Below are 14,779 nucleotides of genomic sequence, written 5' to 3' on the forward strand. Positions count from 1 at the left end.
CAGGCATGGCTTGGCACAACCGGGACCGGGCAAAGCCCGGCCTGGTCCATCAATCGGCGGCCACCACCACCAGCGCCGGCCGCAGCAGGCGCTCGTTGAGCAGGTAGCCCTTCTGGAACACGGTCACCACGCTGCCCGGGGCGGCGCCCGGCGTCGGCACCTGGCTGATGGCCTGGTGGTGTTCCGGGTTGAACGGCTGGCCGATCGGGTCCAGCAGGACCAGTCCGTTGTCGGCGGCCACCTTCAGCAGCTGCTTGTAGGTCAGCTCCAGGCCTTCGCGCAGCGGGTGCGGGTCGTCGCCGGCGGCCTTCAGGCCGGCATCCAGGCTGTCGAACACGGGGAGCAGATCGCCCAGCAGCTTCTCGTTGGCGAACTTGCGGGCCTGTTCGATGTCACGGGCAACGCGCTTGCGCTGGTTCTCCAGGTCGGCGCGCTCACGCAGGGCATCGGCCTTGACCTGTTCGATTTCGGCGCGCAGGCGCTCGACTTCGTCGTTGACGCCGGCGGTGGCGGCCGCATCGGCGGCACTCTGCTGGGATTCGATATCTGGCTGTTCGTGGTTCATGTCTGGGTCCCTGGCGGTCAATCTCCGCCTCCACCCATCCTAGTGTGGGCGGGATGCTGCGTTTCAAGCGTCGGATGTTCCCGGCGGGCGGCCGGCTGGCGAAAACGCCGCGCCCAGTACATCGGCGGTAGCCTGGACCAGCGGGATCACGCGGTCGTAGGCCATCCGCTTGGGGCCGATCACCCCCAGCACGCCCAGCACCTGGCCATTGGCCGTGTAAGGGGCAGTGACCAGCGAGACGCCCTGCAGCGGCATCATCCCGGTCTCCTCGCCGATGAAGATGCGCACGCCGGGCGCCTGGATGGTCCGCTCCAGCAGCTGCAGGATCTCGCGCTTGCTGGAGAACAGCTCGAACAGCTCGCGCAGCCGCTCCAGGTCGGACAGGTCCTGCACCCCCATCAGGCGGGTCTGGCCGGCCACCAGCATGTCGTCGGCCGCCGGCTGCAGGGCCTGCTCGGCCAGCTCGATGCTGTGCGCCAGCAGCTGTTCCAGCTCGGAGCGGGCATCGCGCAGTTCCAGCAGCAGTCGGGTGCGGATCTCGGCCATCGGCAGGCCGGCGAAATGGGCATTGAGGTAGTTCGCGACCTGCTCCAGCTGGCCCGGCGCGAACTCCTGCCGGGTCTCGATGACGCGGTTCTGCACCTCGTTGTCGGCAAACACCAGGATCGCCAGCACCCGGCGCCCGTCCAGCGCCACGAAGTCGATCTGGCGGAAGGCGAACTGCTCGCGTCGCGGCGCGCTGACCACGCCGACGAAGTGGCTCATCGCCGACAACAGCTCCGAGGCGCTGCCGAGCAGGGCCTGGGTGCTGCCGCCGCCAGCCAGTTCCTGGCGCAACCGGGCCAGCTCGCCTTCGCCCGGCGGCTGCATCTGCAGCAGGCTGTCGACGAAGACCCGGTAGCCATGCGCGGTCGGGACGCGCCCGGCGGAGGTGTGCGGCGAGGCCAGCAGCCCCAGGTCTTCCAGGTCGCCCAGGATGTTGCGGATGGTGGCCGGACTGACCTCCAGCCCGGCCACGCGCGCCAGCGTCTGCGAGCCGACCGGCTCGCCGTCCTGGATGTAACGCGCGATCAGCGTGCGCAGCAGATGGCGCGCACGCGGGGCAAGCTGGTCGGGAGAACCGTGCATGGAATCAACCTGTGAGACACGGACACTAGATAATGGCGGCGCATCACCTTGGCAAGTCATTGGACCTCCCTCGCCCGCGTGCTAGCGTTGCGCGGCTGCTGATACCCCCTTACCCATGCTCAGACATCTTTCGATCAAGGATTTCGCCGTCGTCCGCGCCACCGAACTGGAGTTCGGGCCAGGCATGACCGTGGTTTCAGGCGAGACCGGCGCCGGCAAGTCGCTGATGGTCGACGCGCTGGGCTTCCTGTCCGGCCTGCGCGCCGACAGCGGCGTGGTCCGCCACGGCGCAGCGCGCGCCGAGCTTTCGGCCGAGTTTGCGCTGGAGCAGCTGCAGGCTGCACGCCAGTGGCTGGCCGACAACGAGCTGGACGACGAGGAGCAGTGCCAGCTGCGCCGGGTCATCCGCGCCGATGGCGGTTCGCGGGCCTGGATCAACGGCCGCCCGGTGACCCTGGCGCAACTGGGCGACCTGGCCTCGCTGCTGGTGGAGATCCACGGACAGCACGAACAGCAGGCCCTGCTGACACGCCCGTCGCAGCTGGCCCTGCTCGACGCCTATGCGCGCAACGAGAACGAACGCCGCCAGGTGCGACGCGCCGCCGCGGCCTGGCAGGCATTGGTCGATGAATCGCTGGCGCTGTCGCAACAGGGCGACGTCAGTGACCGGATCGGCTTCCTGGAGCATCAGCTGCGCGAGCTGGACCGTGAAGACCTGGAGCCGGAGTCGATTGCCGCACTCGGCGCCAGCCACCGCCGCCAGGCCCATGCCAGCGCCCTGCTGAGCGCCTGCCAGGCCGCCAGCAACCAGCTCAACGGCGACGACGGCAACTCCGCGCTGGACCTGCTGCAGCAGGTGCGCCACGAGCTGTCGCGCCTGATCGAGCACGACCCGCGCCTGGGCGAGGTGGATGGCCTGATCGAGAACGCTTCGATCCAGCTGCACGAAGCCCTGTCGCTGCTGGATCGGGTGCATGACGACCTCGACGCCGACCCGGAACAGTTCGAGGAGAACGAGCGCCGCCTCGGCCGTCTGCACGACCTGGCCCGCAAGCACCGCGTGCCGATGGACGAGCTGGGTGCGCAGCGCGAGCGCATGCACGCCGAAGTGGAACAGCTGCGCGGCGCCGACGAACGCCTGCAGCGCCTGGCCGGCGAGATCGACAAGGCCGCCGCCGCCTGGCGCGCACAGGCCGAAGTGCTGACCGCCAGCCGTCGCAACGCTGCTGCCGAGCTGTCGGCCACCACCACCGGCATCATCGCCGAGCTGGGCATGGGCGGCGGCCAGTTCCTGATCGAGCTGGAACCGCAGGACGCCGCCAAGCCCGACCCGCAGGGTGCCGAGCGCGTGGAATTCCTGGTCGCAGCCAATGCCGGCCAGCCGCCGCGCGCCCTGCGCAAGGTGGCCTCCGGCGGCGAACTGTCACGCATCTCGCTGGCCATCGAAGTGGCCGCGCTGGACCTGGATGCAGTACCGACCATGGTGTTCGACGAAGTCGACTCCGGCATCGGCGGCGCGGTAGCCGACATCGTCGGCCAGAAACTGCGCGCGCTCGGCGAGAAGCGCCAGGTGCTCTGCGTGACCCACCTGCCGCAGGTTGCCTCCAAGGGCCATGCCCATTACCGGGTCAGCAAGGCCCCGGTGGAAGGCATGACCCAGAGCGCCGTGGAAAAGCTGGACAGCAAGGCGCGCGAGGAAGAGCTGGCACGCATGCTCGGCGGCGTGGAAGTGAGCAAGGAAGCGCGCGCCGCCGCGCGCAAGCTGCTGCAGGCCTGAGGCCGGCAGAGCAGAGCGTGGGCCCGGCTTCCGCACGGTAGTGCCGGCCGCTGGCCGGCAACCGATGCGAGGGGTCGAAGATCGTGAGGTTGCCGGCCAGCGGCCGGCACTACCCCCGTGGCTGCGTCAGGTCGACGTTCTCCACCAGGAAATCAAGAAACGCGCGCACCCGCAGCGGCAGGTAGCCGCCCTGCCCCAGGAACACCGCGTGCACCTCTTCCAGGTCACCGGGGTTGGCCTCTTCCAGCACCGGCAGCAGGCGCCCGGCGGCAATATCCTGCTGCACCTGGAATGCTGCCAGCCGCGCCATGCCCAACCCACCCAGCACCAGCTGGCGCAGCGCATCGCCGTTGCTGGCGCGCGCGTTGCCACTGGGCAGCAGCATGCGTTCGCGCCCGTCCTGCAGCAGCGGCCAGCCCTGCATCGCGCGCGCATGGCCGATATCCAGCCGGTTGTGCGACTGCAGCTCCTCGGCAGTGCGTGGCAGCCCGTGCCGCTGCGCGTAGGCCGGTGCAGCCACGATCATCATCCGCGTCGCGCCCAGCCGCCGCGCCACCAGGCTCGAGCTCTTCAGCGGACCGGCCCGCACCGCCACGTCGGTGCGCTGCTCCAGCAGGTCGATCACCTCGTCGTTGAGGGTCAGGTCCACGCCTACCTGCGGATTGCGCTGCAGGAACGCCGGCAGCAACGGCAACAGGAAATGCTGGCCGAACGGCACGTTGGAATTGACCCGCAGGCGTCCACGCGGCTCGGCGTGAGCACTGGCACAGCGCTCGGCCTCGTCCAGGTCGGCCAGCACGCGCAGGCCGCGCTCGTAGAACGCGCAGCCCTCGGGAGTCAGCTGCAGCTGGCGGGTGGAACGCTGCAGCAGGCGCGTCCCCAGCCGTTGTTCCAGCCTCGCCACCAGCTTGCTGACCGCCGACGGGGTCATCTCCAACGTTCGGGCGGCTGCGGAAAAGCCCCCGGTCTCGATCACCCGCACGAACACTTCCAGTTCGCCGGATCGGTTGATGTCGGAGCGCGCCATGGCAATGAATCCAGTTCACAGATGATTGTCCATGCGCAGTCTAGTTCACAGATGAGTACGGAATCACCATGGCCTTCCCTCCACCCGGGATTGCCCGATGAATCGTTTCAGCCAGCTCGTCACAACCGCATTGATCGGCCTGTCCAGTGCCGCCAGCGCCGCCCCTGCGCCGCACTGGGTCGCCAGCTGGCAGGCCAGCCCGCAACCGGTCTGGGGCCCGGAATTCCTGTTTCCGACCCTGGTCCCAGCCGCACTGCAGGACCAGACCTTCCGCCAGACGGCACGTATCAGCCTGGGCGGGTCTCGGCTGCGGGTGCGGCTGAGCAATGCCTACGGCACTCAACCACTGCGGATCGGGGCGGCGAGCGTGGCCGCCCGGGCGGGGGACACCCCGCAGCCGCTCAGTTTCGAAGGCCAGCCCGGAGTGCTGATCGGCCCCGGGCAGGAACGGCTGAGCGATCCGCTGCCACTGGCCACGGCTGACCGGCAGGCGCTGCAGGTCAGCGTCTTCGTGCCGGGACCGATGCCGGTACAGACGTTCCATTGGGAGGGCAGGCAGACCAGTTGGATTGCGCCTGGCGACCAGAGCCAGGCCCAGACACTGAACGGGGCCAGCAGCACCACGGCCCGCCTGTTCCTGGCCGGCATCGAGGTCGAGGCGCCGACCAGCGCACGCAGCGTGGTGGTGATCGGCGATTCGATCACCGACGGCGCCACCGCCAGCCTCGACCAGGACCAGCGCTGGACCGACCATCTGGCCGCGCGTTTGGCACCGCGGGGCATCGCCGTGGTCAATGCCGGCATCTCCGGTGGCCGCCTCTTGCACGACGGCATGGGGGAATCCGCGCCGGCGCGCTTCCAACGCGATGTGCTGGATCAGCCTGGCGTGTCCAGCGTGATCGTGCTGATCGGCATCAACGACATCAGCTGGCCCGGCACCGCCTTCGCCCGCAAGCAGGCGCGGCCCGCGCTTGCCGAGCTGCAGGCAGGCTACCGCGCCCTGGCCGAACAGGCCCATCGGCGGGGTCTACGCATCCTCGGCGCCACCCTGATGCCGTTCGCCGGCGCCCTGCCCGGCACGCCGCTGGACGACTACTACCACTCGGACAAGGACGCCCTGCGCCGCCAGCTCAATGCCTGGCTGCGCACCGACGGGCCGTTCGACGCGGTGATCGACCTGGACGCGGCCCTGCGCGATCCGGCCGATCCGTCACGGATGGCCGCTGCCTACGACTCCGGCGATCACCTGCATCCGGGTGATGCGGGGAACCGGGCGATGGCCGAGGCGGTGGATCTGGACGTGCTGCTTGGAGGTCAGGGGTCGGCCGGGGTCGGATCCCTTTGCGCCAGCAAAGGGCTCTGACCCCAGCACGCGACCCAGCAACGAAAAACCCCGGGCAGGCCCGGGGTTTCGTCGCATCTGGCTGGCCGGATCGGCTTACTTGCGCTTCTTGCGCACGTACAGCACCAGCGAGTGCTCTTCCAGCTCGTAGCCGTGGTCGGCTGCGATCTTGCGCTGCAGCTCCTCGATCTCATGGCTCTCGAACTCGATGATCTTGCCGCTGTCCACGTCGACCATGTGGTCGTGGTGGCCGCCACGGTCAAGCTCGTAGACCGCCTGGCCACCCTCGAAATTGTGCTTGAGCACGAGGCCGGCGGCCTCGAACTGGGTCAGCACCCTGTACACCGTCGCCAGGCCGATCTCGTCGCCATGCTCCAGCAGCTGGCGGTAGATGTCTTCGGCGGTCATGTGGTGCTGGGCATTGCGCTGCTCGAGCAGCGCCAGGATCCGCATCCGCGGATGGGTCACCTTCAGGCCGACTTTACGCAGGTCGTGGGTTTCCATAGGTCTCCGTTCATTGGCGATTTAGCGCCAGCTGCCTCGGATTGGGTCGCGGTGGCACGCCGGGAGTGTATCATCGGTTTGATTTCCCCAACCGCCAGTCCCGATGCGCAATCTCCTGTTGGTCGCCGCCGTCGCCCTGTCCACCACCGGGTGCGGCATCATCTACAAGCAACCCATCTATCAGGGCAACCTGATCCGGGAAGATGCCGTGGCCAAGCTGCAGGTCGGGCAGAGCAAGCAGCAGGTCACCGCGCTGCTGGGCACCCCGTCCATTCCCGATCCGTTCCACGCCCAGCGCTGGGACTACACCTCCAGCCAGCGGGTGAACCGCCTGGGACGTACTGAAGTGAAGAACTTCGTGGTGTTCTTCGAGAATGACACCGTGACCCGTTGGGAAGGCGATTACTTCCCGGGCAACGACAAGGCCCTGGCCCAGCAGACCGTGCGCCAGTTCGGCCGCAACCTGCCGAAGGACAAGAAGAAGAAGGGCCGCTGAGGCCCCCTGCCCGTCCCCACGGACGGGTTGCGGGCATCAACCGCCGAGCGCGCGTCGCCGGCGGTTGTCCTTGGGGTCGGCCAGCAACGGGCGTAGCAGCTCAATGCGGTCACCCTCCAGCAACACCTGCTGCGGGCGCGCCAGTACGCCATGCACGGCCACGGCCGGGCATCGGTCACTGCCTTCCAGCGCGGCGGCGGCAATGGCATCGGCCACGGTCGCGCCCTCGTCCAGCTGCAGCCGGCGCGACAGCACCTGCTGCGGCCAGGCCAGCACCACCTCGACCTCGATCATCGCTCAGGCCTCGTCGGCGACGCGGACGAAATCATTGACCATCCGATCGGCCAGACCCTGGAAGCCGATCGCCAGGGCCGGCCCCAGCAGGCGCGAGCTGGGCTCGAATTCCAGGGTCAGGGTGACCTTGCAGGCGTCCTCGGCCAGCGCATGGAATTCCCAGCGGCCGTGCAACTGCTTGAACGGGCCATCGCGCAGCTGCATGTCGATGCTGTGCGGGCGCTGCAGGGTGTTTTCGGTCTGGAACCAGGTGCTGAACGAACCCAGGCCCAGGTCCAGGCGCGCCACCAGCCGGTCCTCGCTCTGCTCCAGGATCTGGGCAGCCGAGCACCAGCGGAAGCGGCGCGGATAGGCCTGGACATCGTTGACCAGGTCGAACATGCGCGCGGACGAATGTTCGACCAGGGCGCTGCGGCGGATAGTAGGCATGAATACAGGACGTTTCGGCAATCGACCGGGCGGGCCCGAATCGGAGACAATACGGAAATGAGCAAGAACAGCGGCAAGGATAAAGCAAAGAGCGCGACGGCCAACAAGACCATCGCGTTGAACAAGCGTGCCCGCCACGAGTACCACATCGAAGAACGCTTCGAGGCCGGCCTGGCACTGCAGGGCTGGGAGGTGAAGTCGATCCGCGCTGGCCGCGGCAACATCATCGATGCCTACGCCTACGTGAAGCACGGCGAGATCTTCCTGATCGGCGCCCAGATCACCCCGTTGATCCAGGCCTCCACCCACGTGGTGGCCAACGACCGGCGCGAGCGCAAGCTGCTGCTGCACCGGAGCGAGATCGACAAGCTGGTCGGCAAGGTCGAGCGCGATGGCTACACGATCGTGCCCACCGCGATGTACTGGAGCAAGAACAAGATCAAGCTCGAAGTCGCGCTGGCCAAGGGCAAGCAGACCCACGACAAGCGCGATGCCGCCAAGGACCGCGACTGGGCGATCGAGAAGCAGCGCGTGATGCGTCGCGGCAACCGCGACGCGTAAGGCCGCAGCGCATCACCTGTAAAGCCGGGCCATGCTCGGCTGTCTTGGTCTTCTGTAGAGCCGAGCCATGCTCGGCTTCGGTAAGAAAAGCAGTCGAGCATGGCTCGACGCTACAAAAGGCGGTCACCCCGCCAGCATGCCCTGCCCGCGCATGCGCGGCGCCAGCGCCGCGTGCATCACCGCCAGGTGCATCACCACCGCCAGTTCCGGCGCGTAGCGGTCATCGCCTTCCCGCCACTGCTGGGCCAGCTGCGCGGCATCATCGGGCAGCAACGACAGCAACTGGGCATCATCCAGCGCATCGGCGGCGCCCTGCAGCTGGCGCGCCAACTGCCGCGACTGCCACACGTGCACGCCAATACTGAGACTGGCCAGCGACATCAGGACCACGGCCAGCCCGTGCTCGAACCACTGCGACAGCACTTCCGGCCCCCACAGCAGGGCCGCCAGTACGGCCAGGCCCGGTAGGCGCCAGCCGCGCCAATGGATGCGACCGCGCTGCGACCAGTGCACCACCACCGCGCTGGCGACCAGGGCCGCCGCGGCCGTGGCCGGCAACTCCGTCACCCAGGTGGCCGCCAGCAGCACCGCCAGCACGGCCCAGACCCAGCCGGGCGGCAACGCGCGCCGCTGATAGTCGGCACCGACCGGCCCGATCAGCTGTCGCAGGCTGCGTTGTTGGCTTGCATCGGTCACCCACAGTCTCCGTGTCTGTCCTGGCTCGGATGGTCGTCGCCAGTGTGTCGCAAATTCGTGCCAATGACGTTACCAATCCGCTATGACGGCGGCTCTACAACGTGTTGTGGATTGCAAAGGTGACTGTTCAGCTGTTTTGCCGTAGCATTGCAACCGTTGGGCAGGCCCTGACCGTGGCAACGCGGGATCGGCCCTGTACCTTGCAGCACTGTAGAAACCGGGGGTGCATTGGTTTCGACGGGGGTTGTGAAGTCGCCTGGCGCATGCCGAGGGGGTAGCTTTCCTCGTAAATCCAGCTGCAAAACTCTAGTTGCCAACGACGACAACTACGCTCTGGCCGCTTAAGGCCTAAGCCTCGAAACCGCTTGTGTCCATGCTCGCGGTGTAGAGTCACTATCATGGAATCGCGCTGGGTGGCTGCCTGTCAGTCCGGCACTAGAACACAACAGGCTGGTTCCCGGATGCGCTTTGCACGCCGTGCTGTTCGGGGACGAGATCCAACGGTGAGCTAAGCATGTAGTGCTGGGGATGGAGTGCCTTCGGACGGCGGTTCAATTCCGCCCACCTCCACCATCTGTATGGCCTGTCGAGGCCGCAAGAAGCCGGATCTCCCGTCAATGGAGTTCCGGCTTTTTTGTGCCTGCACGTCGCGCAGGACGCGTGGCGCATAATCGGGATGACACCTCCACACTGCAGCCCCACCCCGCGACCGCCAGAAGGATCTGCCATGAAAGCTGCCCTGACGATTTCCGTGCTCCTCACCGCCCTCGCCGCCGCCCCAGCCACGCACGCCGCGGCACCGGCCATCGCGCCCCCCGGCACCGCCACGCTGGAAGCCCTGCTGGCCTGCAAGGCCGGCTCGGACTTCAGCGAGGCCGACGCCATCGATGCACTCCAGGCCGCTGGCCTGGCCAGGAAACCGGGTGGCACCTTCGAGCCGGAGGACAAGCCGGTCGCCCTGTTCGGCGGCACCGTCACCAGTGCCGATGTGAACGTGGCCGAGGGCGAGAAGAGCCTCTTCGTCTACTTGAACGGCGTTGACGCCACGCATCTGGCCAAAGCGTGGTCAGTGAACACGGTCAACGAACACGCCAACACGCAGGAACCTTCATACGTGAAGACCATCGACAAGCGCCACACCCTGCACGTGATCGCAGGCGATGACTACGAAGGCTATTCCGCTGCCGTCAAGTGCCAGATTTCTCGATAACGGGTGAAGCCCGCTACAGCCAACGCCGCACACGTTGGCGGAACATCGGATACACGTCGGGGAAGCGGGCCAGCAACGCCCGCTCTTCCGGCATGATCTGCAACCAGGTGATGTAGAGCACGAACAACGGCACAGCCAGCAACGCGATCGTGTTCTGCAGGTACAACATTGCGCCAGTGAGGATCGTTGCCTGGCCCAGGTACATCGGATTGCGCGTGTAACGGTACATGCCGCGCGTGACCAGCGCGCTTGATGCCGAAGGGCGCAGCGGATTGACCGTGGTGCGCGCCCGCTGGAACGCAAGCTTCGGCAGCAGGTTCAGCGCCACACCGATCCCAATCACCCCGCCTGACATCAGCGCCCGCATCGGCAGTGGCAAGACCGCCTCCGGCCACAGTCGGCTCCCAAGCCAGCCGATCCCCGCGCACAGCAGCATCACCAGCGGCGGCGGGATCCGGGTCTCAAGCCACGTCATCGCAGTCCCTGCATAACTCCATTCACCCCAGTGTCACACGGAACCGGCTGAATCGCTTGGATGGCAGCGCCTGAGCGCCCCAAACCGACCGCCCGGTATCTTCCGCTTTGACATGCCGACCGCTAGAGTGGCGCCACCGCGCAGGAGGATCGTATGGCAACCACGGGCTTGGGCTTCATCGGCCGCACGACCCTCATCATCACTGTGCTGCTCACCCTGGGCGGCTGCGCCACGTTGCGCCAGTTCGGGCCGTCGGTGCAGGTGGCCTCGGTCACGCCCGGTCAGTACATCGCGCTCAAGCGCGGTGACATCCTCACTTCCGGCAAGCTCAGCGCGGCGACCACGGAGACCTTGCGGGTGGCCGGCCTCGATGAAGGCGTATGCGCCAAACCGGGCCTGCCCTGCATCGAGGCGATGGAAAGCAGCATCGTGGTGCGCGAGGAAGACAAACGCTCCAGCCTGGCCGAGTTGTGGCTGCAGTATGCGATGACCCTGCCGGCGCCGAAGCGTGAGTACTCGGCATCCGGCCGCGCCAAGAGCGCGATCACCGAGCTGGATGCCGATTTCCAACCGCGCCTGGATGCGTGGATGCAGGTCGCGCGCCAGGCCTATGCCTATCTTTTCTTCACCGAGCGCACCGCCAACCAGCGCGGCTTCGAAGATCGCCAGACCCAGGTGCGCGACTACTACAACCTGGCCGTGCAGGAAGCCTCGGTACAGCTGTACGACGCCTATGCCACGGGCCGCGTGCACGGCCAGGCCAGCCACTTCCAGCTGGGTCGCTGGACCTTCGTGCTGGCCCCTTCAGGCGAAGCATCACCGCTGGATACGCGTACCCCTACCGAACTGGTACCGGCGGCCTCGCTGTCGTTCACTGGCACGCTGCGCAGCGTGCATCGGCGCGATGGCTTCGGTGCCGAGCTGGTGGCGGTGATGAACGATCCGGCTGGCAGCACGGCCACCCCGCCTTCGGCAGCGACGCCCGCCGCGCAGGCAAGCACCTCGGCCGCGCAGAGCTGGAGCGAGATGCCCTCCCCTTCGATGACGGTGCTGCTGCGCTTCTCGGGAAAGAACCTGTGGGAAGTGCTGCACGACGACGAGCCTGAGCTGGAGATCCACGATCCCTACCAGGTCACGGAAGTCACCCTGCATGGCCAACAGGTTCCGCTGGCCGCGAACTTCACCGCCGGCTATGCGTTGTGGCTGGCCCGTTCCAACTTCAGCCACCAGTCGCTGCGCTCGCTGTTCGGTGGCAAGGGCGGCATCGACACGCCGCACCTGTACATGATGCAGCCCTACGATCCGAACCGCCGCGTGCTGCTGATGATCCATGGCCTGGCCAGCAGCCCGGAAGCCTGGGTGAACGTCGCCAACGAACTGATGCGCGACGACGAGATCCGCCAGGACTTCCAGGTCTGGCAGTTCTACTACCCGACCAACATGCCCATCGCGATGAGCCACGATGCGATGCGTCATACGCTGTCCGAAGTGCTCAAGCATTTCGACCCCAGCGGCAAGGCGCAGGCTTCGCATGACATGGTGCTGGTCGGGCACAGCATGGGTGGCGTGATCGCGCGGCTGATGATCTCCTCTTCCGGCGATCATCTGGTCGACACCCTGCTGGAGACTGCGCAGATGACGCCGGCACAGCGTGAACTGCTGCGTACCAAGGGCGCACCGGTGCTGACTTTCCTGCCGGAACCGGAAGTATCGCGCGTGGTATTCATCGCCACGCCACACCGCGGCACCGACGTGGCGGGCACCCGCCTGGGCCGCTGGATCGGTCGCCTGGTGCGGTTGCCGCTGACCGTGCTGGAAGACGTCGCCACCATCGCCAACGACGGCCAGATCGACCGCAATGATGGCAAGCACGGTTACCAGATGAACAGCATCCAGAATCTGGACAAGGACGATCCCTTCGTCCGCGCGGTGGCCGACCTGCCGATGTCGCCGAAGGTGCACTACCACTCGATCATCGCGCGCGCCAAGGCCGATGGGCCGCTGGAAAAAACCGACGACGGGCTGGTGCCCTACTGGAGCTCGCACCTGCCGCACGCGGATTCGGAGAAGGTAATCGTATCCGGGCACAGCGTGCAGGAAGCCACGCCGGCCATCGTCGAACTGCGGCGGATCCTGCATGAAGACATGCAGCAGCATTCGGCCACGGTGAAGTAGCTGCTCGCGGCTGAGGGAAAACCCTCATCGCCTGTACGCATCAGCCCTTCTATGCTGGATCCCACCACCCCACTGGAGGTCCGCATGAACACGCAAGAGCCCAGCCGCCAGCCCAGCCCCGACCCGGCCGAGCGCGACGCCTTCTTCCCGTCGCCCTACTCGCTGTCGCAGTTCACATCGCCCAAGAGCAACCTGTCCGGTGCCGACTATCCCGACGCGCGCCGCGATGGCCGCTGGAAGGTGCTGATGATCGCTGCGGACGAGCGCTATCTGCCCACTGCCAACGGCCACCTGTTCTCCACCGGCAACCATCCGGTGGAAACCCTGCTGCCGATGTACCATCTGGACAAGGCCGGCTTCGACATCGATGTGGCCACGCTGTCCGGCAACGCCGCCAAGTTCGAGTGGTGGGCGTTCCCGCGTGAGGACACGGAGATCGGCGGACTGTACGACCGCTACGAAGCCCGCTTCCGCCAGCCACTGCCGTTGGATGAGGTGGTGGCAGGCCTCGATGCCGCATCGGATTATGCCGCCGTGTTCATCCCCGGTGGCCATGGCGCACTTATCGGACTGCCGCAGAGTCGCGCGGTAAAGGCGGCCCTGCACTGGGCGATGGCCGAGCAACGTCACATCATCACCCTTTGCCACGGCCCGGCCGCATTGCTGGCCGCAGGCGTTGACGAGGCCGATGGTGGTTCGCTGTTCCGCGGCTACCGCATCTGTGCCTTCCCCGATGCGATGGACCGGCAGACGCCGGAGATCGGCTACATGCCCGGGCAGCTCCCGTGGTTCTTCGGTGAGCGCCTGGCGCAGCAGGGCGTGCAGATCGTCAATGACGGCATCGATGGCAGCGTGCTGCAGGATCGCCTGCTGCTGACCGGCGACAGCCCGCTGGCCGGTAATGCGCTGGGCAAGCTGGCCGCACGCACGCTGCTCGACGCCCTGGCCAGCCGCTGACCCGGATGAGCGAACTGGTGCAGGCGTTGCTGGAACTGGAACGCGCCCGCTCACTGAGTGCGGTGGGCGCCGTACTACGCAGCATCTCTGCACCGCTCGGCTACGACCGCGTGCTGGTGTTCGCCACCGGCACGGGGTTGGAGCGCGGTACACAGCGCGTGTACTGGATCGAGGGCGACTGGTTCGGCGACGGCAGCAGTACCGACCTCGCGCGCTACCTGCACGCCTGCCCGGTCAATCGGCACGTACTGGACAGTGACGCGCCGTTCTTCTGGAGCAAGCGCCAGGGTGTTCGCGGCGAACGCTATCAGGTGGTGAAGCAGCCACGTGGTGAAGGCCTGCACGGTCTGCAGGTGCCGGTGTTCGGCACCACCGGTCTGGAAGGCGCGATCAGTTTTGCCGGGACAGCGATCGATGCATCGGCCAGCGCGCGCCTGCAGCTGGAAGCTGCTGCAGCTGCAGCATTCCGTGCCGCTCGCCGGCTTGCAGAGACACTCAGCGAGCTTTCCGGAAGTGCGTTGAGCACGCGCGAACGCGAGGTGCTGCGCTGGGTCGCCGCCGGCCGCCGCCAGGCGGAGATCGCGGCCACGCTGGGGCTTTCCGCCCGTACAGTGGAAAATCACCTGCGTCGCGCGCGCCAGCGTCTGGGGGTAGCAACCACCGCGCAGGCGGTACGCGCTGCCAGTCGGCGCGGCGAGATCGAGGACTGATCCGGGCAAGGCACTTCCGGCAGTCTGGTTCGCGTGCTACACACGCCATGCGCATGTGCGCGATTGCAGAAAGCAAGGATGATGCTTATGAAACTGCAACTGGCCGCGATGGCCGCGTTGGTTGTGGCAATTGCAACTCTGGCTCCAGCCGCGGACGCCAATGCTGGGGGACCGAAAGAAAATGTTTCGTGCATTCCGGTGAAGGTGGACCACAACCGGGTCCACCAGCGCTGCACGGAAACCTACACCGACGAGTTCGGCAACGTGTACGAAGCCGAGTACTGGATCGACGAGTACGGCAACCCTTACCTGCGCGACTGAGCCGGGGGGACTGCGCCGGACCGCCCGCCGGGCCGGCGCGCATGCAGCAGCTGCCGCACGATCGCATGCGCTATCGGGGGTAGTTGCACGACACCGCGCAGATGCGCGATTG

Annotated in this window: 17 protein-coding genes and 1 other RNA gene; 10 read left to right on the forward strand and 8 right to left on the reverse strand. The window is 66.9% G+C overall.

Annotation, left to right across the window (positions count from 1 at the left end):
* Positions 1–49 precede the first annotated feature (49 nt).
* Together grpE and hrcA are read right to left on the reverse strand one after the other, a co-directional pair.
* Positions 50–565: a nucleotide exchange factor GrpE gene (gene grpE / locus AC5P9L_RS13250; protein WP_005409240.1), complete on the reverse strand. Its 516-nt coding sequence runs from the start codon at positions 563–565 to the stop codon at positions 50–52.
* Between the two features lie 63 nt (positions 566–628).
* The gene (hrcA, locus tag AC5P9L_RS13255) at positions 629–1,693 is read right to left on the reverse strand and encodes a heat-inducible transcriptional repressor HrcA (protein WP_005409239.1); all 1,065 of its coding nucleotides are present in this window, start codon (positions 1,691–1,693) and stop codon (positions 629–631) included.
* 115 nt (positions 1,694–1,808) lie between these two features.
* Here hrcA and recN point away from each other — a divergent pair, with 115 nt between their 5' ends.
* Positions 1,809–3,470, forward strand: coding sequence for a DNA repair protein RecN (recN, locus tag AC5P9L_RS13260; protein WP_165710358.1), 1,662 nt, complete (start codon positions 1,809–1,811; stop codon positions 3,468–3,470).
* 109 nt (positions 3,471–3,579) lie between these two features.
* Here recN and AC5P9L_RS13265 read toward each other — a convergent pair whose 3' ends face one another.
* Positions 3,580–4,497, reverse strand: a complete 918-nt coding sequence (locus AC5P9L_RS13265; RefSeq protein WP_005409237.1) for a LysR family transcriptional regulator — start codon at positions 4,495–4,497, stop codon at positions 3,580–3,582.
* Positions 4,498–4,594: 97 nt separating this feature from the next.
* On the opposite strand from AC5P9L_RS13265, the gene AC5P9L_RS13270 reads away from it, so the two are divergent.
* Positions 4,595–5,860: an SGNH/GDSL hydrolase family protein gene (locus tag AC5P9L_RS13270; protein ID WP_076739239.1), complete on the forward strand. Its 1,266-nt coding sequence runs from the start codon at positions 4,595–4,597 to the stop codon at positions 5,858–5,860.
* A gap of 75 nt (positions 5,861–5,935) precedes the next feature.
* On the opposite strand, the gene fur is transcribed toward AC5P9L_RS13270, so the two are convergent.
* Positions 5,936–6,343, reverse strand: coding sequence for a ferric iron uptake transcriptional regulator (fur, locus tag AC5P9L_RS13275; RefSeq protein WP_005409235.1), 408 nt, complete (start codon positions 6,341–6,343; stop codon positions 5,936–5,938).
* 103 nt (positions 6,344–6,446) lie between these two features.
* Here fur and AC5P9L_RS13280 point away from each other — a divergent pair, with 103 nt between their 5' ends.
* Complete coding sequence (locus AC5P9L_RS13280) at positions 6,447–6,839, forward strand: outer membrane protein assembly factor BamE (protein WP_005409234.1); 393 nt, start codon at positions 6,447–6,449, stop codon at positions 6,837–6,839.
* Between the two features lie 36 nt (positions 6,840–6,875).
* Here AC5P9L_RS13280 and AC5P9L_RS13285 read toward each other — a convergent pair whose 3' ends face one another.
* The gene (locus AC5P9L_RS13285; RefSeq protein WP_005409233.1) at positions 6,876–7,133 is read right to left on the reverse strand and encodes an RnfH family protein; all 258 of its coding nucleotides are present in this window, start codon (positions 7,131–7,133) and stop codon (positions 6,876–6,878) included.
* A 3-nt stretch (positions 7,134–7,136) separates the two neighbouring features.
* On the reverse strand, positions 7,137–7,562 hold the full coding sequence (locus tag AC5P9L_RS13290; RefSeq protein ID WP_180872416.1) for a type II toxin-antitoxin system RatA family toxin: 426 nt from the start codon (positions 7,560–7,562) through the stop codon (positions 7,137–7,139).
* Between the two features lie 57 nt (positions 7,563–7,619).
* Here AC5P9L_RS13290 and smpB point away from each other — a divergent pair, with 57 nt between their 5' ends.
* Positions 7,620–8,123 (forward strand): SsrA-binding protein SmpB, encoded by a 504-nt coding sequence (gene smpB, locus AC5P9L_RS13295; RefSeq protein WP_005409231.1) that lies wholly within the window; start codon positions 7,620–7,622, stop codon positions 8,121–8,123.
* Between the two features lie 123 nt (positions 8,124–8,246).
* Here the strand turns inward: smpB and AC5P9L_RS13300 are convergent, their stop codons facing one another.
* Complete coding sequence (locus AC5P9L_RS13300; RefSeq protein ID WP_279915689.1) at positions 8,247–8,819, reverse strand: hypothetical protein; 573 nt, start codon at positions 8,817–8,819, stop codon at positions 8,247–8,249.
* Between the two features lie 219 nt (positions 8,820–9,038).
* Between AC5P9L_RS13300 and ssrA the strand changes: the two genes are divergently transcribed.
* Positions 9,039–9,392: a transfer-messenger RNA gene (gene ssrA / locus AC5P9L_RS13305) on the forward strand.
* Between the two features lie 154 nt (positions 9,393–9,546).
* Positions 9,547–10,029, forward strand: coding sequence for a hypothetical protein (locus AC5P9L_RS13310; protein WP_099526954.1), 483 nt, complete (start codon positions 9,547–9,549; stop codon positions 10,027–10,029).
* 13 nt (positions 10,030–10,042) lie between these two features.
* Here AC5P9L_RS13310 and AC5P9L_RS13315 read toward each other — a convergent pair whose 3' ends face one another.
* Complete coding sequence (locus tag AC5P9L_RS13315) at positions 10,043–10,504, reverse strand: methyltransferase family protein (RefSeq protein ID WP_024956434.1); 462 nt, start codon at positions 10,502–10,504, stop codon at positions 10,043–10,045.
* Positions 10,505–10,657: 153 nt separating this feature from the next.
* Here AC5P9L_RS13315 and AC5P9L_RS13320 point away from each other — a divergent pair, with 153 nt between their 5' ends.
* The 4 genes from AC5P9L_RS13320 to AC5P9L_RS13335 all read left to right on the forward strand — a co-directional run bounded on the left by AC5P9L_RS13320 (position 10,658) and on the right by AC5P9L_RS13335 (position 14,667).
* Positions 10,658–12,679 carry an esterase/lipase family protein gene (locus AC5P9L_RS13320; protein ID WP_049397840.1) on the forward strand — a complete coding sequence of 674 codons (2,022 nt, stop codon included), beginning with the start codon at positions 10,658–10,660 and terminating at the stop codon, positions 12,677–12,679.
* An 84-nt stretch (positions 12,680–12,763) separates the two neighbouring features.
* Entirely contained in the window at positions 12,764–13,636 is an 873-nt protein-coding gene (gene hchA / locus AC5P9L_RS13325; protein ID WP_111117866.1) for a glyoxalase III HchA, read from the forward strand.
* Between the two features lie 5 nt (positions 13,637–13,641).
* The gene (locus AC5P9L_RS13330) at positions 13,642–14,346 is read left to right on the forward strand and encodes a PA1136 family autoinducer-binding transcriptional regulator (RefSeq protein ID WP_111117864.1); all 705 of its coding nucleotides are present in this window, start codon (positions 13,642–13,644) and stop codon (positions 14,344–14,346) included.
* A gap of 87 nt (positions 14,347–14,433) precedes the next feature.
* Positions 14,434–14,667 carry a hypothetical protein gene (locus AC5P9L_RS13335; RefSeq protein ID WP_005409118.1) on the forward strand — a complete coding sequence of 78 codons (234 nt, stop codon included), beginning with the start codon at positions 14,434–14,436 and terminating at the stop codon, positions 14,665–14,667.
* Positions 14,668–14,779 lie beyond the last annotated feature (112 nt).

The sequence above is a fragment of the Stenotrophomonas sp. YJH_SMC_64 genome, assembly GCF_059371375.1.

Excerpts from the sequence above, each read along its gene's own strand:
- AC5P9L_RS13310 (WP_099526954.1), top strand. The coding sequence starts at position 9,547 with ATGAAAGCTGCCCTGACGATTTCCGTGCTCCTCACCGCCCTCGCCGCC.
- hrcA (WP_005409239.1), bottom strand. The coding sequence starts at position 1,693 with ATGCACGGTTCTCCCGACCAGCTTGCCCCGCGTGCGCGCCATCTGCTG.
- smpB (WP_005409231.1), top strand. The coding sequence starts at position 7,620 with ATGAGCAAGAACAGCGGCAAGGATAAAGCAAAGAGCGCGACGGCCAAC.
- AC5P9L_RS13315 (WP_024956434.1), bottom strand. The coding sequence starts at position 10,504 with ATGACGTGGCTTGAGACCCGGATCCCGCCGCCGCTGGTGATGCTGCTG.
- recN (WP_165710358.1), top strand. The coding sequence starts at position 1,809 with ATGCTCAGACATCTTTCGATCAAGGATTTCGCCGTCGTCCGCGCCACC.
- AC5P9L_RS13265 (WP_005409237.1), bottom strand. The coding sequence starts at position 4,497 with ATGGCGCGCTCCGACATCAACCGATCCGGCGAACTGGAAGTGTTCGTG.
- AC5P9L_RS13320 (WP_049397840.1), top strand. The coding sequence starts at position 10,658 with ATGGCAACCACGGGCTTGGGCTTCATCGGCCGCACGACCCTCATCATC.
- AC5P9L_RS13270 (WP_076739239.1), top strand. The coding sequence starts at position 4,595 with ATGAATCGTTTCAGCCAGCTCGTCACAACCGCATTGATCGGCCTGTCC.
- AC5P9L_RS13280 (WP_005409234.1), top strand. The coding sequence starts at position 6,447 with ATGCGCAATCTCCTGTTGGTCGCCGCCGTCGCCCTGTCCACCACCGGG.
- AC5P9L_RS13335 (WP_005409118.1), top strand. The coding sequence starts at position 14,434 with ATGAAACTGCAACTGGCCGCGATGGCCGCGTTGGTTGTGGCAATTGCA.
- AC5P9L_RS13330 (WP_111117864.1), top strand. The coding sequence starts at position 13,642 with ATGAGCGAACTGGTGCAGGCGTTGCTGGAACTGGAACGCGCCCGCTCA.
- fur (WP_005409235.1), bottom strand. The coding sequence starts at position 6,343 with ATGGAAACCCACGACCTGCGTAAAGTCGGCCTGAAGGTGACCCATCCG.
- grpE (WP_005409240.1), bottom strand. The coding sequence starts at position 565 with ATGAACCACGAACAGCCAGATATCGAATCCCAGCAGAGTGCCGCCGAT.
- AC5P9L_RS13290 (WP_180872416.1), bottom strand. The coding sequence starts at position 7,562 with ATGCCTACTATCCGCCGCAGCGCCCTGGTCGAACATTCGTCCGCGCGC.
- AC5P9L_RS13285 (WP_005409233.1), bottom strand. The coding sequence starts at position 7,133 with ATGATCGAGGTCGAGGTGGTGCTGGCCTGGCCGCAGCAGGTGCTGTCG.
- hchA (WP_111117866.1), top strand. The coding sequence starts at position 12,764 with ATGAACACGCAAGAGCCCAGCCGCCAGCCCAGCCCCGACCCGGCCGAG.